The following is a 24,835-nucleotide window of genomic DNA, read 5'->3' on the forward strand; positions in this document are numbered from 1 at the left end:
GCCAGCCACCCAGGAAACCGGGGGCCGAGGCGCGCAGGCGGGGCGACATCCTCGATCAGTGTTTTGGGGAGACCCATGACACACGAGGAGCCGCGCCGACGGGCGCCGCGCCAGGAGCGGGGAGAGGATCGCCGCATCGGCCAGCTCACCGCACCGGCGAAGACGAAGGAGCCACATGCAGCAGCGCACCATCGGCAGCGTCCAGGTCTCGGCCATCGGGCTCGGCGGTATGCCGATGTCCATCGAAGGCCGGCCCGACCGGGCGCGGTCGATCGCGACGATCCACGCATCCCTGGACGCGGGCGTCACCCTGATCGACACGGCGGACGCCTATCACCTGCACGCCGACGAGGTCGGCCACAACGAGTCGCTGATCGCGGAGGCCCTCAGCAGTTACGGGCAGAACACCGATGACGTCCTTGTCGCCACCAAGGGCGGGCACCTGCGCCCCGGTGACGGCTCCTGGACCATCGACAGCAGCCCGGCCCACCTCCGGGAAGCCGTTGAGGGCTCCCTGAGCCGCCTGGGCGTCGAAGCCATCGGGTTGTACCAACTTCACCGCCCCGACCCCCACGGCGTGCCCTACGCGGAGTCCGTGGGCACCCTGGGCGAACTCCTCGACGAGGGCAAGATCCGCCTCGCCGGGATCTCGAACGCGAACCCGGCCCAGATCCGTGAGGCGCAGGAGGTACTCGGCGGACGACTGGCCGGCGTGCAGAACCAGTACTCGCCGGCCTACCTGTCCTCCCGGCCCGAGCTCGACCTCTGCTCCGAGCTGGGCATCGCCTTCCTGCCCTGGAGCCCGCTGGGCGGGATCAAGAACGCGAGCGGCCTGGGTTCGGGACACACGCCGTTCCAGGAGGTGGCCGACGCCCGGGGTGTGAGCCCTCAGCAGATCTGCCTGGCCTGGATGCTGCAGACGTCCCCGGTCGTCATCCCGATCCCGGGTTCCTCACGGCCCGAGACGGCCACGGCCTCGGCCCAGGCCGCCGGCCTCACCCTGACCGACGACGAGGTGAAGAAGCTCGACAGCGTCTTCTGACGTACCCGGCAGGGGCTCTGGACAGGGCCCCTGCCGGCCGGACCCGCAAGAACTCATCGCCCGAGCTTGTGCACCTGTTCGGGATCAAGCACCACCAGCGGCATGGTGCCGCCGTCAGAGGCACCGAATTCCACGTTGTACGCGATTCTCGGCTCTGTGTAGACCTCGAGGACCGTTCCCAGGGCACCCGGGAGCAGGTCGTACTCGGGCAGTGTCACAGCCAGGGCAACGAGGTCGAAATTGTGCAGCACGAGCGCACCTCACACCGATCAGCATCCGCCGTTAAAAAGGACGCCGATAGGAGCCTCGCCGCCCTTGGTGCGCGCAAGCTTGCAACAAGCCGCGCAAAAAGGCGAATGGCCAGGTCAGAGCCCTGATGGCCGACCTTGATCGACATTCCTGACGCGCAGGACCTTTGGCGGGACCTTTGACGTGATGACGACGTGCTTTTGGCCGCTCCCACTGCGTGCGCGACGGAGCAGACTCAAGTCATCAACCGAAGATGAAAGAACCTCAGAGAGGAACTGGTCATGTCGATCGAGTCGTCGGCAAGCGGCCTCACCGAAAACGTCGCCACCGGTGACGTGGAAGCCACTCCAACCGTCGTAAAGGGCAGCACCGCAAAGCTGTTCGCAGTCCTTCGGGTGGTGACCGGCTTCATCTTCCTCTGGGCGGCAATCGACAAGACGTTCGGCCTTCACTACTCGACCGTGAGTGAGAAGGCCTGGGTCAACGGCGGTTCCCCCGCCAAGGGATTCCTGGGAAGCATCGACCAGGGCCCGTTCGCCTCGATGTTCAACAACATGGCGGGCAACGTCGTGGTCGATGTGCTCTTCATCCTGGGCATGCTCGCCGTCGGGATCGCCGTGATCGCCGGTGTGGCGATGAAGATCTCGGCCGTCAGCGGCGCGATCATCATGGCCATGATGTGGCTGGCCGAATGGCCGCTGGCCCAGACCACCGGAGTCGGCGAGCCCACCGGGAGCACCAACCCCCTGATCGACTACCACGTCATCTACGCCCTGGTCCTGTTCGTCCTGGTCGCCGTCGCAGCCGGCAAGACCTGGGGCCTGGGCAACGTCTGGGAGAAGCTCCCGATCGTCAAGGACCAGAAGTGGATGCACTGATCAACTGATCAGCTGAAAGCCGCCGGGCCCCCTCCATCGGCGGGCGGCCCGGCTCACCGTTACCGAAACACTCTGAAAGGGAAGGAGATCTGGCCATGACCACCAACCGAATCGTCGTAGGGGTGGACGGCTCGATCCAGTCCCGGCAAGCCCTGCGCTGGGCCTCCCGGCTCGCGACGACCACCGGAGCCACCCTCCGCGCCGTCACCGCCTGGGAGTTTCCCGCCACCTACGGATGGGCCACCTGGCCCAGCGACTGGGACCCGCCGCGGGACTCGCGCCGCCTGCTCACCGAAACCATCGCCGAAACCTTCGAGGAACCGGTCGAGATCGACCTGGTGGTCCGCGAGGGCAACGCGGCGAAGATCCTCATCGAAGAAGCCCGGTTCGCCACCCTGGTCGTCGTCGGAAGCCGCGGCCACGGGGGAGTCGCCGGAGTCCTGCTCGGCTCGATCAGCGCCAGGGTCGCCGAGTACGCCTCCTGCCCCGTCCTGGTCGTTCACGGCGACACACTTCCCCCCGAAGTTCCCGAAGCCCCCGACGGGAAGGAGGAAAACCTCATCGCCGGCTGAATCCCCGAAAATCTCGCTCCACCCTCCCGAGGCCAGGATCTCCCTCCCTGGCCTCGGTGCCTGTCCCGGGGACGAGCACCCCCTCCGCCGACCACCCAGGAGGACCCACCGGTGTCCAGCCTCAGGACCTTCGACCCTGCCGACCGACGGACCGCACAACGCAGACTCACGAGATCCGCACGTCCGCCGGAACCCGGAAGGCCCAGACCTCTCGTGCCCACCACCGACCAGCAGCCCGATGTCGCCACGCCCTCGACGTCCGGTGACGACGAGGGGCTTCCGGAGCTGAACGTGCGTGTTCTCGACCGCGCGGAATGCCTGGCCCTCCTGGCCACCGCACAGATCGGGCAGCTTGTCTTCACCTACCGGGCGATGCCCGATGTCCTTCCGGTCAATGTCACGCTGGCCGACGACGTCCTCCTCATCCCTTTCGCCGACGGCTCCATCATCGAGCGCGCCGCCCGCAACACCGTGGTCGCCTTCCATGTCGACAAGATTGATGAGGTCACCCACCTGGGGTGGAGCGTCAACGTGGTCGGCCGCTCCTTCGAACTGCACGAAGGCGACTCCCTGGCCGGGCGCCAGGTGAACCGGCCCCGGGCCTGGATGCCCGGCCGCCATGACCGCACCCTCGCGGTGGCCCTGGAACGGGTGACGGGACGTTACCTAGACCCTGTTGTGAAATGATTCCCGCCTGGCACCTATCGGCGGCAACGAGGATCCAGCAGTGGTGAACGACAATACTGACGACATCGAGCGCTACGGCCACAACCGGAACGCTATGGAGGCCCACCGGTTCTGGAGCGCCGGTCAGCCTACGCCCCTGCCCAAGCTGGGCCTGGAGCGGCTTCTGCAGGAGCTGATCGGCCGCTCCCACGAAATCATCGACACCGAGAAACAGCTTCACCGGTTGCTCGACGCGGTGGTCGCGGTTGCCAGTGATCTCAGTCTGCCCGACACCCTGCGGCGGATCACCGAGCTCGCCGCCGACCTGGCCGAGGCCAAGTACGCCGCCCTGGGTCTACTCGGCCCCGACGGTGTCGACCTGATCGATTTCATCACTGTCGGTATCCCCACCCACGAGCGCCTGCGGATCGGCGAACCGCCTCGCGGCAAGGGCATTCTCGGGGTCCTCATCGACCTGCCGGTACCGCTGCGCCTGGACAACCTGGCCGACCATCCCGCGTCCACCGGTTTCCCGCCGAACCACCCGCCGATGGGCAGCTTCCTCGGGGTACCCCTGCGGGTGCGCGGCGAGGTCTTCGGAAACCTCTATCTGACCGAGAAGCGCGGCGGCGGAGCCTTCACCGAACGCGACGAGCAGCTCATCGTGGCCCTGGCCGCGGCCGCCGGGATCGCGATCGAGAACTCCCGCCTGTTCGACGTCACCCGCCGGCGCGAGGCCTGGCTGACCGCCGCCGGCGATGTCACCAAGTCGCTGCTGGCCGGCGCCGAGACCGAGGAGACCATGCGGCTCGTGGTCGAGCGGGCCTCCACCGTGGCCGGCGGCGGGGCGAGCTTCCTGCTGCTGAACGATTCCGACGGTGGCCTCAGCGTGCGCGCCGCCTACGGCGAGAACACCGGCGACACCCTCGGCACCAGCTATCACCTTTCCGAATCCCGTCTTTCACAAGCTCGCGCATTCCTGACCGAGGGATTCGTGACCGGGACGGGCATTTCCGACTGCTACAGCGGCCCGGCCGTGCTGGTACCGCTCGTGGTGGGCGACAGCGTGATCGGGGTACTGTCGGTCGCCCGCGGCCCCGGTGACGAGCCGTACTCCGAGGCCGACATGCATATGGTCGAAAGCTTCGCCGGTCAGGCCGCTCTCGCCGTGCAGTTCAGCCGCCAGGCCTCCGACCGGCAGCGGCTCGCCGTGCTCGAGGACCGCGACCGCATCGCCCGCGACCTGCACGACCTGGTGATCCAGCGGATCTTCGCCGTGGGCCTGGGCCTGCAGAGCATCAGCATGAACATCGGGAACCAGGCCCAGGCCGGCAAGCTGTCCGGCCTGATCGACGACCTGGACACGACGATCCATGCCATCCGTACGTCGATCTTCAGCCTGCAGCAGCCCGACGACGAGCCCACCAGCCTGCGTTCCGAGGCCCTCGGCGTGGTCTCGGAATCCACCGGCGCCCTGGGTTTCGAGCCTGTCCTCACCTTCCGCGGGCCGGTCGACACCCTGGTTCCGGCGTCGGTCTACAACGATCTGCTCGCCGTGCTCCGCGAGGCCCTCTCCAACGCCGCCCGCCACGCCCGCGCCACCCACGTCGAGGTGCGGCTCGGCGTCGGCGACGGTCAGGTGACGCTCGAGGTCGAGGACAACGGCAGCGGCATCTCCGCAGACGCCAAGATCGGGACGGGAACCACGACCATGCGCACCCGTGCCGAGCGGCACGAGGGCACCTGCACCCTCAAACCCCGCACCGGCGGCGCGAGCGGCACGGTGATGGCCTGGCAGGTCCCGATCGACGAGGGCTGAGAAAACCAGGTGACACCGGGTGCCCGCAAGCCGTATTCAGTAGAGCCATGAAACTCGTGAAGACCTGGACGGACGAGCAGCTCATCGCCCGGCGCGCCCTCAGTCCCGCCGAACTCCAGCACCGGCTGATGCTCAACCAGATCGCCTCGGCCACGAACGGTGACGGTTCACGCCGCAACCGCCGGGCCGAAGACAGCCGCCGGGCCGCCCGCCGGAGGGTGGACCGCCATGACGACTGACACCGCATCGAACACCGCACAGAAGCCGGAGGTCATGCCCTCCGGCTTCATCATTTTGCGGGAGTGACAGGCCGTAGACCGGCAGCCTGCTCGCCCAGGTAACGGGTCAGGGTGTCGCGGGTCTGTTCCATCTGCACCACCCGCTGCGCCATCTCGTCGCGGATGGCGGTGACCCGCTCGACCACTCCCTCACAGACGGCCTGGTCGGTGTCGCCCTTCGTACAGGGCATGACCGTGCGGATCAGCTCGCTGGGAAAGCCCAGGTCGAGCAGCGAGCGGATGGTCAGCACCGTCGCCACGGCCTCGTCGTCGTAGTCGCGGTAGCCGTTCGCCCGGCGCCCGGCCGTGATCAGACCCTGCTGCTCGTAGTAACGCAGCGAACGGGCGCTCACACCGGTCTTCGTGCTGAGATCACTGATCTTCACTTCTGCCACCGCCCATGCTTGACCTTGACACGATGTCAGAGTTTAGCGTCAGCCTCATGCTGGACAACGTCGAAGTGAACAGCCGCACGCGGACCTTCACCGTGGTATCGCCGGCGCAGCCCTCTTCCGTATTGGTGCTGGTCTTTCACGGCTCCAAGCAGAACGGCCGCAAGCACCGAGAATTCACCGGCCGGCAGTACGACACCCTGACGGCCCAAGGCGCCACGGTGGCCTACCTGGACGGATACCGGGGCAATTGGAACGATGCCCGGCGCGAGAGCTTCTTCCCGGCCCGCACGGAGAACATCGACGACGTCGCCTTCGCCCGGGCCGTGGCGGACCGACTCGGAGCGAAGAAGGTATTCGCCGTGGGTTACTCCAACGGTGGGCAGATGGTGATGCGCCTGATGCACGATGCCCCCGACCTGATCTCGGGGGCGGTGGTGATCGGGGCGACCATGCCCACACCGGAGAGCTTCCTGATGCCCGACCCCGCCCCGGCACCGGTCCCGATGCCGGTGGTACTGATCGCCGGCACCAAGGACCCGATCGTGGCTTATTCGGGTGGCGGTCTGAAGTGGTGGGCACGCAAGGCTTTCAAGGTGGGCGGGCAGGCGCTGTCGATGCCGCGCTCGGCCGGGTACTACGCCGCGCGCAACGGGATCACGCAACCACCCACGACCACGACGCTTCCCGCCAGCGAGACCACATCGTCCGTCGAGCGCACCGACTTCCGCGCCGAAGGACGTCCACCCGTAGTGCTCTTCACGATTCACGGCGGCGGGCACACCGTTCCCGGGCCGAAACGGGCGCCGGGCATCCTCGGGAAGACCAACCGGGACATCCGGGTGGCCGATCTGGTCGCGGAACTCCTACTGGGCCACGAGTGACGGCGCCTCGAGACTGTGGGTCTGCTCAAGAAAGTGCGTCAGGGAGTCTCTCGTCCGCGACAGGTGTGTGACCTTCTCGGCCACCTCGTCACGAACGCTGGTGACGCACTCGATCACACTCTGCCCGACGGCCCGGTCGAGGTCGGCGGTCGTATTACTGGGCAGCAGACTGCGGATCAGTTCGGTCGGGCAACCGCGATCGATCAGTGAGCGGATCATCAGGACGGTCGTCACCGCCTCGTCGTCGTAGTCGCGATATCCGTTCGGACGACGCACGGCGGAGATCAGGCCCTGCTGCTCGTAATAACGCAAGGAGCGCGCGCTGACTCCGGTTTTTTCGCTCAGCTGGCTGATTCTCACCGGGGCCGCCTTCCACGCGCGCTCTACATCGAGACGACTCCCAAGATACCGGGGCGGCGCCCCGCGAACGAGGGCCTGAGCGATCTCGACATCGAAATACCCAGTTGTGGCCTGACCTTTGACCTGGAGCAGGGCCGAGAGGCCCTATCGCCGGTGACAGCCCGCGGAACAACCCAGCCAGTCCCGCAGTTGCTCCCACCCGGCCGGGTCGATCTCGACCTGACGCCCGTTCGGCGCACCATCCAGCCCCGTTCGGCGCACCGTCCAGCCCCGGTCGGTGAAGGCGACGAGCAACGCGGCCGGGAGGGCCCCGGCGAGGTGGGGGCGGCGTTCGGTCCAGTCCAGACAGGTTTTGAGCAATGGACGACGTCCCCGGCGCAGCCGGTCCACGTCGATTCCCAGAGCGTCGAAGCACGAAACACCGGTAGGGGTCACGGCATCCTCGGCCACCTGGCCGTGATCACGCAGGGCGTCGTGCAGGAGCACCCCGGCCGGCCCGGCGAGATGGTCGTAGCAGGTGCGGGCCGTGGCCCGGAGACGCGCGGCGGAGCTCTGCCGCAGGCTGCGCACCGGAAGGGAGGGCGCGATCGCGGCCAGCGACTCCAGCGCGGTTGCGACCTCCGGCCGGGCGATGCGGCAGTAGCGGGGCCGGCCCTGCCGCACCACTTCGAGGTACCCGGCCCCGACCAGCTGCTTCAGGTGGGCACTGGCCGCCGGGCGACCGATGCCCGCGGCCTGCGCCAGCGCCCCGGCCGGGTGCGCCCGGCCGTCCAGCAGCAACGCCAGCATCGCCGAGCGCGACGGGTCGGCCGGCAATCGGGCGGCCGCCGCCACGTCCACATCGGCGATCCGCATGTCGTCGACCGTAACGCGCGGGCACGGTTCGCCCGGTAGCGAACCGTGCCCGCCTCAGACGGCCGTCATTTCGGACGCCATCGCCCGGTTCACCGCTGCCTCGATGTGCAGGCGGGTGGTCGGGAAGACCGGAATCGAGCTGTCCGCCTGGGAAATCAGCAGCTCGATCTCGGTGCAACCAAGAATCACGCCTTCGGCCCCCTGGGCCACCAACCCGGCGATGATGTCGCGGTAGGCCTGACGGGACTCCTCGCGGATGATCCCGACGCACAGCTCCTCGAAGATCACCCGGTGCACGAGGGCGCGCTCGGGCCCGGTCGGCACGAGCACCTCCAGGCCGTGCGAGGCCAGACGGTCGCGGTAGAAATCCTGCTCCATCGTGAAGGCGGTGCCGAGCAGGGCAACCTTGCGCACACCGGCCGCCCTCACCGCCTCGGCGGAGGTGTCGGCCAGGTGCACCAGCGGCACGGTGATCGCGGCCGCCACCTCGTCGGCGACCTTGTGCATGGTGTTCGTGCAGATCAGCACCATGTCGGCCCCGGCCGCCACGAGCCCGCGGGCCTCCTGCGCCAGCACCCGGCCGGCCTCGTCCCACTGCCCGGCCCGCTGCAGCTTGCCGATCTCCGCGAAGTCGACCGAGGCCATCACGACCCGCGCCGAGTGCAGGCCGCCGAGACGCATCGCGACCATCTCGTTCGCGATCCGGTAGTACTCCGCCGTGGACTGCCAGCTCATTCCACCGAGCAAACCGATCGTCAGCATTGTCTTCTCCATCTTCCCGCTGTCCGCCTCTACCCGCTTTCACCGTCCCGCAACGTTGGAAGGTGCCGCAAGAACGACTTGGTCTGAGTGATACCCAAGCTCTGCTTTGGTTTCGCCGGATTGTGTGGCTGAATAGGCCCATGGCACCGATCGGCGACGACGAACAGCCCGTAGTTCACACCCACGCCGTGCCGGATCTGCTGGCGGAAGAGGTCCTCGACCCGCCGGACCAGGTACGGCGCCACACCGGTCACGCCCTGGCGGCCCAGGAGGCGACCTCACCATCGGTGACGAGCCGGGTCCAGCCGGACGTGAGCGGAACCGTTCGTAACAGTCCCGTTTCCGATGGACTGAACGATCCCGACCGGCCGGTGCTGGCCGAGAGCTCGGCGACCGCCCGCCTCGACCCGCGGCGCCTGCTGGTGTTCCGTGAGGTCGCCCACTCCGGTTCGATGGCGGCCGCCGCCCGCACGCTGGGCTGGACGCAGCCGGCGGTCAGCCAGCACATCCGCAAGCTGGAGAAGGATCTCGGCCTGGCCCTGATCACCCGGGTCGGGCGCGGTATCGCGCTGACCGATCCCGGCCAGCTGCTGCTGCGCCACGCCGACGCCATCGACGCCCGGCTCGAGGCCGCCGGTGAGGCCCTCGCCGACCTGGCCCGGCGGCGTACCGGGCGGGTCCGGATCGCAGCCTTCCCCTCGGCGAGCGCCACCCTGGTCGCGACCGCGCTGATGAATCTGAGCGCCGAGCACCCGGGCCTGGACGTCCGCCTGACCCAGGTGGAACCGCCCGAGGCGCTGGTGCTGCTGGCCGAGGGGCAGTGCGACCTGGCCATCGTGTTCGACTACCCAGGTGAGGATTTCGAGCGCGGGCCGCTGGAGGCCGTGAAGCTGCTGCGCGATCCGCTGCGCGCGGTGATGGGCCACAACCATCCGCTGGCCGACCGTGAATCGGTGACGCTGAAAGATCTGGCCGGGCAGCGCTGGATCGCCGGATGCGTCTCCTGCCGCAAGCATCTGGTGCGCGAGGCGGTGAAGAGCGGCTTCACCCCGGACATCCGGCACAGCACCGACGACTACGTGGTGGTGCAGGCGCTGGTGGCGGCCGGGATCGCGGTGGCGGCCCTGCCCGGTATGACGCTCCGGGCCAGCCTCAATCCGGCGGTGAAGGTGCTTCCGCTGGAGGGGTACCCGTCACGTACGGTGTCGGCCGTGCTGGCGCCCAGCAGTCATGGCGTGCCGGCGGTCGAGGCGGTGCTGGAGCAGTTGCGCCTGGTTGCCCGGATGCCCGCTTAGGGTTTGATGCCCGCCAGGGCCAGGGAGAGCAGACGGCCGGCCTGACCGGCCGGGTCCGGGGCCCCTTCGGTGGCCAGCGCCACCGCGTTGACCAGGGTGAGCAGGTCGATGGCGGCCACCTCGGCCCGCACCGAGCCGGCGGCCTGGGCGGCCGTCAGCAGTTCGTCGCCGGCCGCGAGCAGCATGCCCTCGCAGGAGCGGTCGATCATCCGTTCCTGCTCCTGGGCCGCGGCCAGCAGGGAGGCGGCCAGCCCCCGGGTACTGGCGCTGAAGACCGCGACGGCGCGCAACCAGTCGATCAGCGCCGGCCCCGGGTCGCTCACCTGCGCGAGTTGGCGCGCCTGCTCGCAGAAACTCGCCACCCGGTCGTGGAAGACGGCTTCCAGCAAGGTGTATCGGGACGGAAAGTGCCGGTGCAGGGTGGCTGATCCGACGCCGGCCCGGCGGGCGATCTCTTCCAGGGAGGCATCCGCCCCGGCCCGGGCGATCTCGGCCTCGGCCGCCCGCAGGATCTGGTCGTAGTTACGGCGCGCATCGGCCCGGCGGGGACGGCCGGACCGGGTCTGCGCAGTAGCACCCTCGGGCACGGCACCTCCATCGTCCTGGTCTGCCGACCATCGTACTGAGCCATAACCGGGGCGTCACCCCACTTACCGTTGACAAGTGGGGTGGCCCTCCATATCGTCGTCCACAGAAGCGGGGGCTCGCCCCACTTCACTGGCCGAGGAGAGTATCGATGAGCACCCCTGACCCCCGGATCGTGCTGGTCACCGGCACCAGCAGCGGCTTCGGCCGACTCACCGTCGAGGCTCTGGCCCGGCGCGGGCACCAGGTCTTCGCCGGTCTGCGCGACGTGGCCGGCCGCAACGCCCAGGCCTCCGCCGAGCTGACCGCCCTCGCCTCCGCCGAACGCCTCGACCTGCACGTGGTCGAGATCGACGTGACCGACGAGGCCTCGGTCGAGCGGGCCGTCGGCACCGTCCTGCAGACGGCAGGCCGGATCGACGTGGTGGTGAACAACGCCGGGATGAACTTCGCCGGACCGCTCGAGGCCTACACCGCGCAGGAGGCCCACCGGCAGTTCGACGTGAACACGCTCGGCGCGCTGCGGGTCAACAATGCCGTCATCCCCTCCATGCGCGAGCAGGGACACGGCGCCCTGATCCAGATCGGCTCCCTGTCGAGCTGGCTGACCCCGCCGTTCAACGGTCTGTACGCCGCCAGCAAGGCCGCCCAGCGCAGCCTGACCGAGGCCTGGCAGCACGAACTGGCGCCCTATGGCATCGAATCCGTGGTCGTCGACGCGGCGGCGTACCCCACGAACATCGGCCCCAACGCGTCCCTGCCCCAGGACCAGGCCCGGATGGGCCTCTACGGCGAGAGGCTCACCAGCTTCATCGGTGACCTGACCCGGCGTACTACCGAGAACGCCGAGAACATCGGCTCGGCCGATCAGGTCAGTGACGCCGTGGTGGCCCTGGTCGAGACGCCGCAAGGAAAACGGCCGGTGCAGACGGTGGTCGCTCCCGCGGTCCAGTACGAGGCCCTGCGGGAACTGAACCCGCAGGCCCTGAAGGCAGCGCGAATCGTGGCGGACGACATGGGTATTGGCGCATATCTGGCCGACTGAGAGCCGGTCGGGCCCTACGGGTCGAGGATCGGCCGGTTCGGATCAGGCGACTGTCGCGGAATCCGGAACGGTATCGGTCCTGGTCGAGGGCCCTGCGGCCGTCAGGCGGCTCGGCTGCGTCAGGCGGCTCAGTTGCGTCAGGCGGCGGCGAACGGTCTGCCCGGGGGAACGAGCGAAACCTGGAACTGGTGCTGGACTCTGGGGGCTCTGGGGCCGACCAGGGGTCGGTGCCCGGCTCTCCGGCGGTAGGCCATCGGTCCTCCGTGCTCGCCCGTCGTTGGGTGCCCCTAAGCTTTCCCTGCGGATACGCCCGACTGCAAGACGTAGTCGACGATCGGTCAGAACCGGGCAACCACGACGCCCGGGACCGCCCGCACCCCCGTGCGTACCCGCGTCCACCATGAGTGACGGCGGCGGCCCCTCCGGCTGGCGATCCAGGGCCCCGGCTGCTGGGATGGGGCCGACGGGCGCATGCCCGCGAAACGGAGGGTAAGGGTGGAGACCGTCGACGCCGTGGTCATCGGCGCAGGACCGAACGGGCTGGTCGGGGCCTGCGCCCTGGCCGATGCCGGCTGGGACGTGCTGGTGCTGGAGGCACAGGACGACGTCGGTGGGGCGGTGCGCTCGGCATCGCTCTGGCCGCAGACGCCCGAGGCCACGTCCGACCTGTTCAGCGCCTTCTACCCGCTCGCGGCCGCCTCCCCGGTGATCCGGCGGCTGGGCCTGGAGCAGCACGGCCTGACCTGGGTCCAGGCGCCGAACGTGATCGCCCACGTCTCCGGGCCGGACGAGGAGGAGTGCGCCGTCATCCACCGCGACCCGGACCAGACCGCCGCCGCGCTCGACCGCGACGCCCCCGGTGACGGCGAGGCCTGGCTGAAGCTGTTCGAGCAGTGGAAGCGCCTGCGTGAGCCGCTGCTGGAGGCCTTGTTCACGCCCTTCCCGCCGGTGCGTTCGGGGGGAAAATTGCTGTGGAAGGCCGGAGCCCGCGACACGCTCGAACTGGCCCGGATCGCCGCATCGCCGGTGACCCGCCTGGGCCAGGAATGGTTCCGGGGTGAGCACGGCCGGCTGCTGGTCGCCGGGAACGCCATGCACGCCGACGTCCCGATGGACGCGACCGGCAGCGGCCTGTTCGGCTGGCTGCTGGTGATGCTGGCCCAGGACGTGGGTTTTCCGGTGCCGCAGGGCGGTGCGGGCATGCTCTCGCAGGCCATGGCCCGGCGGGCGCGGGCGGCCGGTGCACGCATCGACACCGGCGAGAACGTCACCCAGGTCGTGGTCAATGACGGACGAGCGGTTGCGGTGCGTACGGCGAGCGGGCGTGAGGTCCGGGTCCGGAAAGCGGTGCTCGCGGACGTCGACGCGCCGCGCCTGTTCACCGACATCGTCGGGCTGCAGCACCTTCCCCAGAAGCTGCAGGACGACCTGCGCCGGTTCGAGTGGGACCTGCCCACGGTGAAGATGAACTGGCTGGTGGAAGGCGGTATTCCGTGGAAGGCGGAGGCCGCGCGATCGGCCGGGACCGTGCACTACGGAACGGGGATGCCCGGGCTGTCGCGCTGGTCGTCCGACCTGGCGGCGGGCCGGGCGCCGGACGAGGTGTTCGCCCTGCTCGGCCAGATGACCACCGCCGACCCCACGCGCTCCCCCTCCGGCACCGAAAGCGTCTGGGCCTACACGCATCTACCGCGTGACCAGCACAGCAACGCGCACGCGGACCGGGTGGCCGACACGATGGAGGAGACCCTGGAGCTCGCCGCGCCGGGATTCCGTGACCGGGTGCGGCACCGCACGCTCCAGCGTCCCTCCGATCTGGAGGCGGCCGACGGGAACCTGCATCACGGTGCGATCAACGGCGGAACGGCCCAGTTGCACCAGCAGCTGGTGTTCCGCCCGGCCACCGGCCTGGGCCGCCCCGAGACCGTGGTCGACGGCCTCTACCTGGCCGGCGCCGCGACCCATCCCGGTGGTGGCGTGCACGGGGCCTGCGGCTGGATCGCGGCCCGGTCGGCGCTGGCGGCCGAGGGTCGCCTGGGCCGGCCGGTGAAGGCCGTGCGGCGTCAGGCGATGAAGGTGCTGTACCGCTAGCCCCCCAGACCGCTGGTCGCCGAGCTGGAACTGCCCGAGCCAGGTGCCGAACGCCTGGCCGTGCCGTTCCTGAGCGGCCTTGACGAGCGGGGCGACCTCGTCCCTGGGCACGAAAGCACGGACGCCCCTGCGCACAGGACTCGAACCCGCGCTCGGCCTCGAAGTCCCACAACACGTTCAGCTCGGGGAGTAGGTCACCGGGGACCCCCGAGAACCGGATCGGGCACGATCTCACCCTCTGCGGCAAGCCCTTTACGTAGGGGCCCGGCCCGCTTACCGTCCTGGGGAGATGCGGGCCGGGGTCGACCGTCGCACGGGAGGGCATGTCGCAGCGGCGTGCGCTCTCAGGCGAAGGTACCGATCGAGCATCTGGAGGGACTCCGATGACAACGACGTCAGCGCCCATGATCGCCCCCTCACCGCGGACGAGGGGGATCGGCATCGTGCTGGTCGATGGCCACGCGAGCGTGCGCCAGGGGCTGCGTGCGGTTCTCGAGCGTGAGGACGATCTGCGCGTCGTGGGTGAGTCGGCCTCGGCGGCCGGGGTTCTCGCGGTGGTGGAGCAGTCGCGACCCGACGTGGTGCTGCTGGACCTCAAGCTCTCCGCCTCCTCCGACACCGAAGGCCTGGCCGTCTGCGCGGCGCTCACCACCCGTTTCCCCGGACTCGGGGTGCTCGTGCTCACCACCCTCCTCGACGACCGGCTGGTGCTGGCTGCCATTCAGCACGGCGCCCGCGGCTACGTGGTGAAGGACGTGGACACCTCCGAGCTGATGCGCGCCGTCCGGGCCGTCGGACGGGGCGACAGCGCCCTGGACGCCCGCAGCGCAGCCGCCATGGTGCGCAGCCTCAGCCCGGGAGCCGACCAGGGCCGCCCCCGCCTGACCGAGCGCGAGACCGAGGTACTGCGCCTGCTGGCCCGGGGCTGCTCCAACCGGGCGATCGGCAACCGTCTCTTCATCTCCGAGACCACGGTGAAGTTCCACGTCAGCAACCTGATGCGCAAGCTCGACGCGTCCCGGCGCGCGGAGGCCGTCTACGCGGCGAGCAAGCTCGGCTACCTCTGACCAACCCCTTCCGTGATCAGGCGAAGCGTCCCCGGCGTTCTGGAACTCTCGTCCTGACAGTTCTGGAGCGCCCGGCGGCACCTTGCATGATCACCAACAAAATCTTGGGCTTCGGGGCCCCGCTCGGTGAATCGCTCTGACCTGGGCCGTTGAGCCCGCCCCGGCTGTGACCTCCGGCTTTTACCTGCATGCCGTCTGGCGTCGGGAACCTTCGAGGGCGTAACTTACGTTTCCGTAGGCGTAACTTACGAAATCGTAAGTTGATCATCTTCGACGGGAAGGCCTGCTGCTGTGAGGAACGAAGAGTCAGCGCCCGGTCTCGACCTGGCGCAGCCCGGCAGTGAGCCGGCTCTGCCCGTCGTCATCCAGGGTGGGATGGGGGCCGCGGTCTCCGACTGGAACCTGGCCAACCAGGTCGCCCAGACCGGCAACCTGGGCGTGGTGTCCGGCACCGCGCTCGACACCGTGGTGGCCCGACGTCTTCAGGACGGCGACCCGGGCGGCCACATGCGCCGCGCGCTGGCTCACTTCCCGGTGCCGGCCGTGGCCGACCGCATCCTGGAGCGCTACTTCCGTCCCGAGGGGCGCGAGGAGGGCCAGGCCTACCTGCCGGTGCCCAACCTGACCCTGAAGCCGGTCAGCCGCAGCCGTGACCTGATGGTCGCCAGTGCCTTCGTCGAGGTCTGGCTGGCCAAGGAGGGCCACTCCGGCCCCGTCGGCATCAACCTGCTGGAGAAGATCCAGCTGGCGATCGTCCCCGCCGCCTACGGCGCGATGCTGGCCGGCGTCGACTACGTGCTCGTCGGTGCGGGCATTCCCTCGAAGATCCCGCGCCTGCTCGACAAGCTGGCCCGCCACGAGCTCGCGGCGATGGACATCCACGTCGACGGCGGGACCCAGACGTACGCCACCGAACTCAACCCCCGCGACGTGGTGCCCGAGGACTTCCCCCCTCTGAAGCGTCCCAAGTTCCTCGCCATCATCGCCTCGCACCCCCTGGCCGCCTACCTGACCAAGGAAGAGGCCACCACACCCGACGGTTTCGTCGTCGAGGGGCACATCGCCGGTGGGCACAACGCCCCGCCGCGGGGCCGCATGACGATCGAGAACGGCGAGCCGGTCTACGGCACCCGGGACGAGGCCGACGTGGCCAAGATCGCCAAGTTCGGCCTGCCGTTCTGGCTGGCCGGCGCCTACGCCACTCCCGAGCTGGTGCAGGAGGCCAAGGCCCTCGGCGCCGTCGGTGTGCAGGTCGGCACGATCTTCGCGCTGTGCAGCGACTCCGGCACCACCCCGCAGATGCGTGGCCAGTTGCTCGACGCCCTGGCCGGCGACCGCCTCGAGGTTCGCACCGACGCCCTGGCCTCCCCCACCGGCTTCCCGTTCAAGGTAGTGCCGATGGCCGGCACCCTGGGCGCCGAAGAGGTCTACGCCGAGCGCACCCGCATCTGCGACCTGGCCTACCTGCGCACGGCCTACGAGAAGAAGCCCGGCCAGCTGGGCTACCGCTGCCCGTCCGAGCCCGAGGACGACTACCTGCGCAAGGGCGGCGAGCTGAGCAACACCGTCGGCCGCAAGTGCCTGTGCAACGGCCTGATGGCCACCGTGGGCATGCCCCAGGTGCGTTCCGGTGTCGAGGAGGGCCCGCTGCTCACCCTCGGCTCCGACCTCACCGCCGCCAAGCAGCTGCTGGCCCTTCACCCGGACGGCTGGGACGCCCAGCAGGCCCTGGGCTACCTGCTCGGCGAGGTCCCGGCCGCTCGCACCACCCACGCCACCCGGGCCGAGGAACTGGCGCTCGCCGTCCGCTGACCGATAGATCCGGCATGAGCACGAACCTCGTGCTCGTGCCGGCTCCGCGACAAAACCCTTCAAACGGTGGAAATGACGCACGAAAGTAAGCGAACTGTAAAGGTTCGCTCACTGCATGTGTCGTAGTTCACCGTAAGTGGACTCGGCCCGTAGGGCGGAGCACACTGAGCACCAGTGGAGGGGAGTACTCCCTAGAACGGTGACGTCGTCAGCACGGCATCTCGATACCAGGTCGGTCAGCGAAGACCGATCATGCCCGGCGTCATCGGCTCGGACCACCAGATCAGGCGCACCCGTACACGCGCCTCACGGTCTGCCGGGCGGAGGAGACCTCCGGTTCTTTCGCATGGGAAGAGACCGGAGGCCTTTTAATGCACGTCAGCGCGGCTTGGTGGATCGCCACCATCGCCCTGGTCCTCGGGATCACGGCCATCGACCTCTTCCTCAACCGGGGTCAGACGCACATCACCATTCAGCACGCCGTTCGGTGGGTGCTGTTCTACGTCGTCGTGGCCCTCGGGTTCGGCGGCGCGATCATCGTCGGGTTCGGTCCCGGCTACGGCGGGCAGTTCATCGCCGGCTGGCTCACCGAATACAGCCTGAGCGCCGACAATCTCTTCGTCTTCCTGGTGCTCATGACCAGGTTCTCGGTGCCCGAGTACCTGCAACTGCGGGTACTGACCATCGGCATCCTGATCGCCCTGGTGCTCCGGGCCGGCCTGATCGCCGTTGGCGCGGCCGCCATCCACCAGTTCTCCTGGGTCTTCTTCATCTTCGCCGCCTTCCTGCTCTACACCGCCTGGAACCTGCTGCGTTCCGGTCACGGGGGCGAGGACTCCGACGTGGAGGAAGAAGCCCCGCCCGCGGTGGCCGGTTTCATCGGCCGGGTCATCCCCAGCACGCCGGTCTGGCACGGCGGACGCCCGTTCGTGAAGCAGAGCCACCGCTGGATCGCCACGCCGATGCTCGTCACGATGATCGCCATCGGCGTCACCGACGTGCTCTTCGCCCTCGACTCGATCCCGGCCATCTTCGGCCTGACGAAGGAACCCTTCCTCGTCGTCACCGCCAACGCCTTCGCCCTGATGGGCCTGCGCCAGCTCTTCTTCGTGGTGCGCGACCTGCTCGACCGTCTGCGCCACCTGGACACCGGCCTCTCGATCATCCTGGCGTTCATCGGGGTGAAGCTCGTGATGGAGGCGTTCCACGACAACAACCTGCCGTTCCTGAACGACGGCGAGCCGATCCACTCGGTACCCGTGGTGCCGACCTGGATGTCGCTGGGCTTCATCGTCGCCGTGCTGGCGGTCGTCACGGTCACCAGCACGATGGCCAACCGCCGCGACGCCCGCAACGCCGCGATCGCGGAGAACCAGTTCGCCACGAAGGACGAGCCCACCCGGGCCGCCTGACCACCACTGCGGAACTCCCCTCGCTCACCGAGCCGGGGGAGTTTCCTTTGCCCAGGTGTGCCGGAAGGGCTGACCGGCCCCGGTACTGCACCCCGGATCATCGGACGGTCACGGACAGATGTGGCTGACTTTCTCCCTGCAGCTGGACGAGAGAGGGGAGGCTTAGACCGATATGGCCGGCACACATCCCTTGCGCCCTCTTCGGTTCCCCCGCCTGACTCGGTTCAGCGGCCCGGAACTCTGACCGCGTCAGCCTCATGGATCTGCGTCCGCATATGTGGACAGCGCTCTGTTATCGTTTCGCCTCTCATCGAGAGGAGCGCCCGTGTCAACAGCGTTGTCGAGCTCGGGAAGCCCTGAAGAGATGTCCGAGCCCGCGGGTGTTCGTGAGGTCAAGTCGGCCGCGCGCACCGTCGAGCTGCTCGAGCATCTGGCCGCGCGGCAGAACCGGCCCGCCCGGCTGAGGGAACTCAGCGAGGCGCTCGGGGTGCCGCGCAGCAGTTTGCATGCCCTGCTGCGAACCTTGGCCAAGCACGGATGGGTTCGCGCGGACTCGACCGGGACGCTGTACGGCATCGGCATCCGGGCCCTGCTGGCCGGTACCAGCTATCTGGACACCGATCCGTATCTGCCGCTGGTGCTTCCGGTGCTCGACGAACTGCGCGAACAGCTCGACGAGACCTTCCATTTCGGACGTCTGGACGGGCCCGACGTGGTGTATCTGGCCACCCGCGAGTCCAGTCAGTACCTGCGCCCGTACAGCCGGGTCGGGCGCCGGCTCCCGGCCTACAGCACGTCCCTGGGCAAGTCGCTGCTGAGTGCCCGCACCGGTTCCGAGCTGGACGAGCACCTTCCGGCGTCCCTGGAAGCCCTGACCCCACACACCATCGCCGACCGTTCGGCGCTGGAGAAAGACCTCGAGGAGACCCGGCAGCGCGGCTACGCCGTGGACAACCAGGAGAACAGCCTCGGGCTCAAGTGTTTCGCCGTACCCCTGCGCTATGCCGAACCCGCGGTGGACGCCATCAGCGCCTCCGTCCCGATCGCCCGGCTGAACCCGCAGCGTGAGGCCGAGGTGATCCAGGCCCTGCGCAACGCCGGCGACCGGATCAGCCGCGTCGTCACCCCGGTCTCCGTCAACAACGCCTGGGTATGAACCCCTACGCTCAGCTTTTCAGCCGAGCGTAGGGATGACGATGAACCTGGTCAGAATGTTCGTGAACGGGCAGGGCATGCAGGGCGGGGAGTTCAACGACGCGTTTGCCGGCGCCACCTTCCTGGGCGAGGTCGACACCGCCCCGCAGTACCGGTTCTTCTCGGTCCGTGACGTCTTTCCCGGCCTGCACCCCGTCGCCGAGGGTGGCCGGGCGGTTCCGGGCGAGCTCTACGAGCTGCCCTACCTGATGCTCGCCCACGAGCTCCTGCCGCGGGAACCGGAAGAGCTCGAGCTCGGCATCATCGAGCTGGCCGACGGAACCGGCTCACTGTCGATGCGGATGCGTGAAACCGCCCTCGAAGCACCGGGTGTGGTGGACATCAGCGATGCCGGTGGCTGGCGCGCCTATCTGAAGAGCCAGAACCTTCCCTTCGGCCAGCCCTGAGCCGTCTACCAGCGTGACCCTTGTCCACACATGTGAACCGTGTCAGGATGCTCGGGACGTCTCCCAATGAAGGGTTGCCATGTCCGAGCTGATCTGTGCCGTCCGTGTGACGCCGGTGGCCTTCCGAGACCTTCCGCTGCTCAACAGCGTTGGGGTGCACGAGCCGTTCGCACTGCGCACGATCGTCGAGGTGGTCACGGCGGGAGGGCAGTACGGGCTCGGTGAGACCTACGGTGACGAGCCCCATCTGCGGCGCATCGAGAAGGCCGCCGCCGCGCTGGTCGGTACCGACGTGTTCGACCTTCACGAAATGCAGCGCCGGGTGATCGTTTCCCTGGCCGACGACCGCCAGGTCGGCGGGCACGGCATGGCCGGCATGGTGACCACGTCGTCCACCGGTGACCGGGTGCTGTCGCCGTTCGAGGTCGCGGCACTCGATCTTCAGGGCAAAATTACGGGACGCCCGGTGAGCGATCTGCTCGGCGGCGCGGTTCGCGACCGGGTGAGTTTCACGGGTTATCTCTTCTACAAGTGGGCCGGGCATCCGGGCCAGGAGGACGACGCGTGGGGTGCCGCACTCGACCCCGACGGACTGGTCCGGCAGGCCCGGAAAATGATCGACGAGTACGGTTTCTCGTCGATCAAGCTGAAGGGCGGCGTGTTCCCTCCGGACCAGGAGGTGGCTGCGATCAGGGAGCTGCGGAAGGCTTTTCCCAGCACTCCGCTGCGCCTGGACCCGAATGCCGTCTGGACCGTGCCCACCTCGATCAAGGTCGGGCAGGACCTCGAGGGCGTCCTGGAGTATCTCGAAGACCCGACCGCGGGCATCCCGGGGATGGGCGAGGTGGCCCGCGAGGTGCCGATGCCGTTGGCCACGAACATGTGCGTGGTGGCGTTCGACCACCTGAAACCGGCTGTTCAGCAGGGCGCCGTGGGCGTGGTGCTGTCGGACCACCACTTCTGGGGCGGGCTGCGACGGTCGCAGTCGCTCGCCGCCATCTGCGACACCTTCGACCTCGGCCTGTCGATGCACTCGAACTCGCATCTGGGCATCAGCCTCGCCGCGATGGTGCATCTGGCCTCCGCCACACCGAATCTCGACTACACCTGCGACACGCACTGGCCGTGGAAGAGGCCAGAAGACGATGTGGTGGTGCCCGGTGCACTGGGTTTCGAGAACGGTGCGGTGAAAGTACCGACAGAACCCGGTCTGGGCGTCGAACTCGACCGCGACGCACTGGCCCGCATGCATCAGCAGTACCTGGACTCCGGAATCCGTAACCGTGACGACACCGGCTACATGCGCAGCGTGAATCCGGAGTGGAAGGCTCCGCTCTGGTGAAGGTTCTGGTGACCGAGCCGATCCTGCAACGGTTCCGCGAGGTACTGACCCGGAACTCTTCCCACGATTGGGTGTTCGTCCAGGGTCAACCGCAGGGCCTGAAGTCTGCCCCCGGGACCGGCGTACTCGTCGGGGCCTCCGCATCCGCCGAGCTGATCCGGGCCTGTGGTCCGGAACTGCGGCTGGTCCAGGTCACCGGGGCCGGTATCGACAAGATCGCCGCACTACCCCCGCACGTTCTCCTGGCCAACACTTTCCATCATGGCCGGTCGATCGCCGAGCATGTGGTCATGGTCTCGATGATGCTGCTGCGCCACGTGCCGAGAGCCGGCCAGGAACTCGCCGAGGGCCGGTGGCGCACGGTGATGACCGATCCCGCGGTGCCGTTCGGGGGTGTTCTGGCCGGCCGCACCATGGGCATCGTGGGGTTCGGCGAGATCGGCTCGCAGGTGGCAGTTCTTGCGCGGGCCCTGGGTATGCACGTGAGGGCGGTGCGACATTCGGGACGCCCGTCACCAGCCGTCGACTGGATGGGCACCTCCGGTCAGTTGCCCGAGTTGCTGAGTTCTTCCGACATCGTCGTGGTGACGGTGCCCCTGAGCGAGGCCACACGAGGCCTGATCGGCGCCCCCGCCCTCAAGAACATGAAGCAGGACGCCATCCTCGTGAACGTCGCGCGAGGGGCGGTGGTGGATGAGCAGGCCCTGCACGACGCGCTCGCGCAGGGCACGATCGGCGGGGCGGCCATTGACGTCTGGTGGCGCAATCCCCGCGATCCGGACGCTCCCCCTCCCTCCCACCTGGATTTCACCCATTTCGACAACGTGGTGCTGACCCCGCACCAGTCCGGGCACACCGAGGAGACCTTCCGCGGCCGGGTTCTGGATGTGGTGGCGAATGTCGAGGCGCTGGCGGCGGGACGACCTTTGCGGAACATCGTGATCGGGTCACGCTTGTCACAGTGAGCAATAAGCAGTCACAGTAAGCACATGGTCGGAAGGGTGGGTCTGCTGTCGGCGGCAGCCGTAGCTGCGGTCGTTGTCGCGGTGGCCGCGGTGTCTTCCGTGAACGGCCGGAACGCCGAGACGCAGGACACCTCGGCGGGCTCTACCGTGCCCACCACCCCTGTCTTGTCCGCCACACCCGCTGCGGTCACCACACCTGAGGCAGCCACCACTGCTGTCGCCACGGTGACCGCGGTCGGCCCCACGTCGGCGGGTTCTTCCCCGTGGCAGTCCGTCCTGATTCGGGGCCGGGCACCGGTTCCCACCATGGATGAGGCGGTGCTGCACGACCTCGGCACGTACGCCGAGCAGCACGGCGAGTCGCTGGACAGCGTGATCCAGAGATTCCGTGGTCAGGACAAGTTCGCAGAGCTGGTCAACGAGATCGAGGCCGATCCCGGATCCGGATACTCCCAGGCCGCCTGGCGAATGAGCCCTACCACCGACCCCTGGATCCGGTTCACCGGCCGACCCGATGAGACCCTGCTACGGCGGATCGAGAACGAGCTCTCCATGCGGGTCGAGGTGCAATGGGGCGCGCCGCTGACCGGTAAGGCGCTGGAGACGGTGTCCCAGGTGATCTTCGGCGCGGTGGCTGATTACCCGGGCGTCGCGGAAGCCGCCAGCTTCATCAACCCGGACAGCCGTATCGAAGTCAGCTACCGGCTCGAACCGGGTGCCCACGTGGATGCTTCCCGGCTGAGGAAGAAGGCCCTGAGAGCCGGGGCGAAAGCCGCTCCCACCGGCTACGTACCCGTGGATGTCCTGATCGTGGAGGACCCTGACCTCAGGAGCGAGGCCTATTGAGAGTGGTGGACGACAACGAGACCGCCAGTGTCGTCGTCCACCATTTTCACGCCAGAGCCAACTGCTGCGGTGTCTGCATCGGGTGGTGACACTCGGCCCCGTGATCGGCCGATTCCGGATCCTTGACCAGGGGCGGAGCCGTCGAGGCGCAGATCTCGGTCGCCTTCCAGCAGCGGGTGCGGAACCGGCAGCCCGATGGCGGGTTCAGCGGCGAGGGAATCTCGCCCTGGAGCAGGATCCGCTCCCCGCGGTCGGCCTCGTGCAGTTTCGGCGCGGCCGACATCAGGGCAGCCGTGTACGGGTGCCGGGGCCGGTCGAACACCGCCTCCGTCGGCCCCTGCTCGACGATGCGCCCGAGGTACATCACGGCCACCCGGTCGGCGACGTGCCGCACCACCGAGAGGTCGTGCGAGATGAACACGTAGGCCACGCCGAGCTGACGTTGCAGGTCGTTGAGCAGGTTCAGCACCTGGGCCTGCACCGACAGGTCGAGCGCGGAGACCGGCTCGTCACAGATGATCACGTCGGGCTGCAGGGCCAGGGCCCGGGCGATGCCGAGCCGCTGCCGCTGGCCACCGGAGAACTCCTGCGGGTACCGGTCGGCGTCGGAGGGACGAAGTCCCACCAGGTGCAGCAACTCCCGCGCCCGGGCGGCCCGGTCGCGGGCGTTGGCGTACATGTGCCGGTGGGTCTTCCACGGCTCGGCGATGATGTGACCGGCCGTCATCCGGGAGTTCAGTGAGCCGTACGGGTCCTGGAACACCATCTGCACCCGGCGCCGCCAGGCCAGCAGTTCCTTGCCCCGCAGCCCGAACGGATCGGTACCGTCGAACCGCACGGTGCCGCCGTCCGGCTTCTCCAGCATGAGCAGTGTGCGGGCCAGAGTCGACTTGCCGCACCCGGACTCCCCCACCAGACCGAGGGTCTCGCCCTTGCCGAGCTGTAACGAGATACCGTCCAGGGCCTTCAGCCGGCCCCGGCGGACACCGTCCTTCACGTCGAAGGTCTTGGTCAGGCCGTCCACCTCGAGCAGGTTGCTCATCGGGACACCTCCTCGGAGTAGTGACAGGCAGCAGCCCGGCCCTTCGCCACCTGGTGCAGCACCGGTCGCTCGGCGACGCACCGGTCCCGCGCCAGCGGGCACCGGGCCTGATAGACACAGCCGGAGGGGATCGAGGCCAGGTCGGGCGGCGTACCCCCGATCGAGGCCAGGTCCGACCCCCGGGCCACGTGTACCGGCACCGATTCGAGAAGGCCCTTGGTGTAAGGATGTTGCGGGTCGGAGAAGACCTCGGCGACGGCACCGGTCTCGACCACGTGCCCGGCGTACATCACCGCCACCTTGTCGGCCTCCTCGGCGACCAGGGCCAGGTCATGGGTGATGAGCACCACGGCCATCTCCCGCTCGTTCCGAAGCTCTTTGAGCAGAGCCATGATCTGCGCCTGCACGGTGACGTCGAGCGCGGTGGTGGGCTCGTCGGCCAGCAGCACCGTGGGGTTGAGCGCCACGGCCATGGCGATGAGCAGACGTTGCCGCATACCCCCCGAGAACTGGTGCGGATAGGCGTCCACCCGTGATTCGGGGTGGGGTATGCCGACGCGGCGCATCAGTTCGACGGCCTCGGCCCGGGCCGCTCTCGAAGACATCCGGCGATGGATCCGGAACGGTTCGGCCAGCTGGGTTCCCACCGTGTAGACCGGGTTGAGAGCGGTCAGCGCGTCCTGGAACACGATCGCCAGCTCGGGCCCCGCCATCGCCCGGCGCTTGCGTCGCGAGGCCGTGACCAGGTCGGTGCCGTTGAGCACCACCGAGCCGCTGCTCACCGACGCGACCGGGTCCAGCAGACCGACGATGGCCTGGGCCGTCATCGACTTCCCGCAGCCGGATTCGCCCAGCAGCGCCAGGGTCTCGCCCTGCACGGCGTCGAAACCGACCCCGTCCACGGCCCGGAGCCGACCGTTGGGGGTCTCGATGTCGACGGTCAGGTCATGGACACTCATGACAGCGGTGGACATC

At 68.5% G+C, this 24,835-nt stretch carries 26 protein-coding genes; 18 read left to right on the plus strand and 8 right to left on the minus strand.

The features are described 5' to 3' along the window. Window positions 1-175 precede the first annotated feature (175 nt). The gene (locus LR393_RS09400) at window positions 176-1,042 is read left to right on the plus strand and encodes an aldo/keto reductase (RefSeq protein ID WP_231483185.1); all 867 of its coding nucleotides are present in this window, start codon (window positions 176-178) and stop codon (window positions 1,040-1,042) included. Between the two features lie 53 nt (window positions 1,043-1,095). Here LR393_RS09400 and LR393_RS09405 read toward each other — a convergent pair whose 3' ends face one another. Continuing rightward, entirely contained in the window at window positions 1,096-1,293 is a 198-nt protein-coding gene (locus LR393_RS09405; protein WP_231483186.1) for a DUF4926 domain-containing protein, read from the minus strand. A gap of 279 nt (window positions 1,294-1,572) precedes the next feature. On the opposite strand from LR393_RS09405, the gene LR393_RS09410 reads away from it, so the two are divergent. The 5 genes from LR393_RS09410 (at window position 1,573) to LR393_RS09430 (ending at window position 5,465) form a co-directional block, all read left to right on the plus strand. Further along, a complete protein-coding gene (locus tag LR393_RS09410) occupies window positions 1,573-2,169 on the plus strand; it encodes a hypothetical protein (protein WP_231483187.1) in 597 nt (198 codons plus the stop codon). 95 nt (window positions 2,170-2,264) lie between these two features. Further along, a complete protein-coding gene (locus tag LR393_RS09415; RefSeq protein ID WP_231483188.1) occupies window positions 2,265-2,741 on the plus strand; it encodes a universal stress protein in 477 nt (158 codons plus the stop codon). A gap of 213 nt (window positions 2,742-2,954) precedes the next feature. Further along, complete coding sequence (locus tag LR393_RS09420) at window positions 2,955-3,428, plus strand: pyridoxamine 5'-phosphate oxidase family protein (RefSeq protein WP_231483189.1); 474 nt, start codon at window positions 2,955-2,957, stop codon at window positions 3,426-3,428. 43 nt (window positions 3,429-3,471) lie between these two features. Then, window positions 3,472-5,226, plus strand: a complete 1,755-nt coding sequence (locus tag LR393_RS09425) for a GAF domain-containing sensor histidine kinase (protein WP_231483190.1) — start codon at window positions 3,472-3,474, stop codon at window positions 5,224-5,226. A 47-nt stretch (window positions 5,227-5,273) separates the two neighbouring features. Beyond that, window positions 5,274-5,465, plus strand: coding sequence for a hypothetical protein (locus LR393_RS09430; RefSeq protein ID WP_231483191.1), 192 nt, complete (start codon window positions 5,274-5,276; stop codon window positions 5,463-5,465). Window positions 5,466-5,515: 50 nt separating this feature from the next. On the opposite strand, the gene LR393_RS09435 is transcribed toward LR393_RS09430, so the two are convergent. Next, on the minus strand, window positions 5,516-5,899 hold the full coding sequence (locus LR393_RS09435) for a MerR family transcriptional regulator (RefSeq protein WP_231483192.1): 384 nt from the start codon (window positions 5,897-5,899) through the stop codon (window positions 5,516-5,518). A 47-nt stretch (window positions 5,900-5,946) separates the two neighbouring features. Here LR393_RS09435 and LR393_RS09440 point away from each other — a divergent pair, with 47 nt between their 5' ends. Further along, window positions 5,947-6,780 (plus strand): alpha/beta hydrolase family esterase, encoded by an 834-nt coding sequence (locus LR393_RS09440; protein ID WP_231483193.1) that lies wholly within the window; start codon window positions 5,947-5,949, stop codon window positions 6,778-6,780. Here LR393_RS09440 and LR393_RS09445 read toward each other — a convergent pair. The 3 genes from LR393_RS09445 to LR393_RS09455 form a co-directional block, all read right to left on the minus strand. Beyond that, complete coding sequence (locus tag LR393_RS09445) at window positions 6,763-7,140, minus strand: MerR family transcriptional regulator (protein WP_231483194.1); 378 nt, start codon at window positions 7,138-7,140, stop codon at window positions 6,763-6,765. The two genes, LR393_RS09440 and LR393_RS09445, sit on opposite strands and share 18 nt — an antisense overlap. A gap of 144 nt (window positions 7,141-7,284) precedes the next feature. Then, entirely contained in the window at window positions 7,285-7,995 is a 711-nt protein-coding gene (locus tag LR393_RS09450; RefSeq protein ID WP_231483195.1) for an ArsR/SmtB family transcription factor, read from the minus strand. Between the two features lie 54 nt (window positions 7,996-8,049). Further along, entirely contained in the window at window positions 8,050-8,757 is a 708-nt protein-coding gene (locus LR393_RS09455) for an aspartate/glutamate racemase family protein (RefSeq protein WP_231483196.1), read from the minus strand. 140 nt (window positions 8,758-8,897) lie between these two features. Here LR393_RS09455 and LR393_RS09460 point away from each other — a divergent pair, with 140 nt between their 5' ends. Further along, a complete protein-coding gene (locus tag LR393_RS09460; RefSeq protein WP_231483197.1) occupies window positions 8,898-10,052 on the plus strand; it encodes a LysR family transcriptional regulator in 1,155 nt (384 codons plus the stop codon). Here the strand turns inward: LR393_RS09460 and LR393_RS09465 are convergent. Further along, a complete protein-coding gene (locus LR393_RS09465) occupies window positions 10,049-10,639 on the minus strand; it encodes a TetR/AcrR family transcriptional regulator (RefSeq protein WP_231483198.1) in 591 nt (196 codons plus the stop codon). The two genes, LR393_RS09460 and LR393_RS09465, sit on opposite strands and share 4 nt — an antisense overlap. A 149-nt stretch (window positions 10,640-10,788) precedes the next feature. Here LR393_RS09465 and LR393_RS09470 point away from each other — a divergent pair, with 149 nt between their 5' ends. From LR393_RS09470 to LR393_RS09515, 10 genes are all read left to right on the plus strand, one after another. Then, on the plus strand, window positions 10,789-11,682 hold the full coding sequence (locus tag LR393_RS09470; RefSeq protein WP_231483199.1) for an SDR family oxidoreductase: 894 nt from the start codon (window positions 10,789-10,791) through the stop codon (window positions 11,680-11,682). 495 nt (window positions 11,683-12,177) lie between these two features. Next, window positions 12,178-13,773, plus strand: coding sequence for a phytoene desaturase family protein (locus LR393_RS09475; protein ID WP_231483200.1), 1,596 nt, complete (start codon window positions 12,178-12,180; stop codon window positions 13,771-13,773). A 383-nt stretch (window positions 13,774-14,156) separates the two neighbouring features. Further along, the gene (locus LR393_RS09480) at window positions 14,157-14,840 is read left to right on the plus strand and encodes a MadR family response regulator transcription factor (RefSeq protein ID WP_231483201.1); all 684 of its coding nucleotides are present in this window, start codon (window positions 14,157-14,159) and stop codon (window positions 14,838-14,840) included. Window positions 14,841-15,131: 291 nt separating this feature from the next. Next, window positions 15,132-16,652 carry a nitronate monooxygenase gene (locus LR393_RS36280; protein WP_231483202.1) on the plus strand — a complete coding sequence of 507 codons (1,521 nt, stop codon included), beginning with the start codon at window positions 15,132-15,134 and terminating at the stop codon, window positions 16,650-16,652. Between the two features lie 371 nt (window positions 16,653-17,023). Beyond that, complete coding sequence (locus LR393_RS09490) at window positions 17,024-18,064, plus strand: TerC/Alx family metal homeostasis membrane protein (RefSeq protein WP_231483203.1); 1,041 nt, start codon at window positions 17,024-17,026, stop codon at window positions 18,062-18,064. A gap of 364 nt (window positions 18,065-18,428) precedes the next feature. Beyond that, the gene (locus LR393_RS09495; RefSeq protein WP_231483204.1) at window positions 18,429-19,220 is read left to right on the plus strand and encodes an IclR family transcriptional regulator; all 792 of its coding nucleotides are present in this window, start codon (window positions 18,429-18,431) and stop codon (window positions 19,218-19,220) included. Window positions 19,221-19,260: 40 nt separating this feature from the next. Continuing rightward, window positions 19,261-19,665 carry an allophanate hydrolase-related protein gene (locus LR393_RS09500; protein WP_231483205.1) on the plus strand — a complete coding sequence of 135 codons (405 nt, stop codon included), beginning with the start codon at window positions 19,261-19,263 and terminating at the stop codon, window positions 19,663-19,665. A gap of 79 nt (window positions 19,666-19,744) precedes the next feature. Beyond that, on the plus strand, window positions 19,745-21,007 hold the full coding sequence (locus tag LR393_RS09505; RefSeq protein WP_231483206.1) for a glucarate dehydratase family protein: 1,263 nt from the start codon (window positions 19,745-19,747) through the stop codon (window positions 21,005-21,007). Further along, window positions 21,004-21,972, plus strand: a complete 969-nt coding sequence (locus LR393_RS09510) for a 2-hydroxyacid dehydrogenase (RefSeq protein ID WP_231483207.1) — start codon at window positions 21,004-21,006, stop codon at window positions 21,970-21,972. The genes LR393_RS09505 and LR393_RS09510 overlap by 4 nt, the downstream gene beginning before the upstream one ends. Window positions 21,973-21,996: 24 nt before the next feature. Continuing rightward, the gene (locus tag LR393_RS09515; protein WP_231483208.1) at window positions 21,997-22,818 is read left to right on the plus strand and encodes a hypothetical protein; all 822 of its coding nucleotides are present in this window, start codon (window positions 21,997-21,999) and stop codon (window positions 22,816-22,818) included. 46 nt (window positions 22,819-22,864) lie between these two features. On the opposite strand, the gene LR393_RS09520 is transcribed toward LR393_RS09515, so the two are convergent. After that, window positions 22,865-23,860 (minus strand): ABC transporter ATP-binding protein, encoded by a 996-nt coding sequence (locus LR393_RS09520; protein WP_231483209.1) that lies wholly within the window; start codon window positions 23,858-23,860, stop codon window positions 22,865-22,867. Next, the gene (locus tag LR393_RS09525; protein WP_231483210.1) at window positions 23,857-24,834 is read right to left on the minus strand and encodes an ABC transporter ATP-binding protein; all 978 of its coding nucleotides are present in this window, start codon (window positions 24,832-24,834) and stop codon (window positions 23,857-23,859) included. The genes LR393_RS09520 and LR393_RS09525 overlap by 4 nt, the downstream gene beginning before the upstream one ends. Between the last annotated feature and the right edge of the window lies 1 nt (window position 24,835).

The organism is Kineosporia mesophila (genome assembly GCF_021129235.1).
GTDB classification, from domain to species: Bacteria; Actinomycetota; Actinomycetes; order Actinomycetales; family Kineosporiaceae; genus Kineosporia; species Kineosporia mesophila.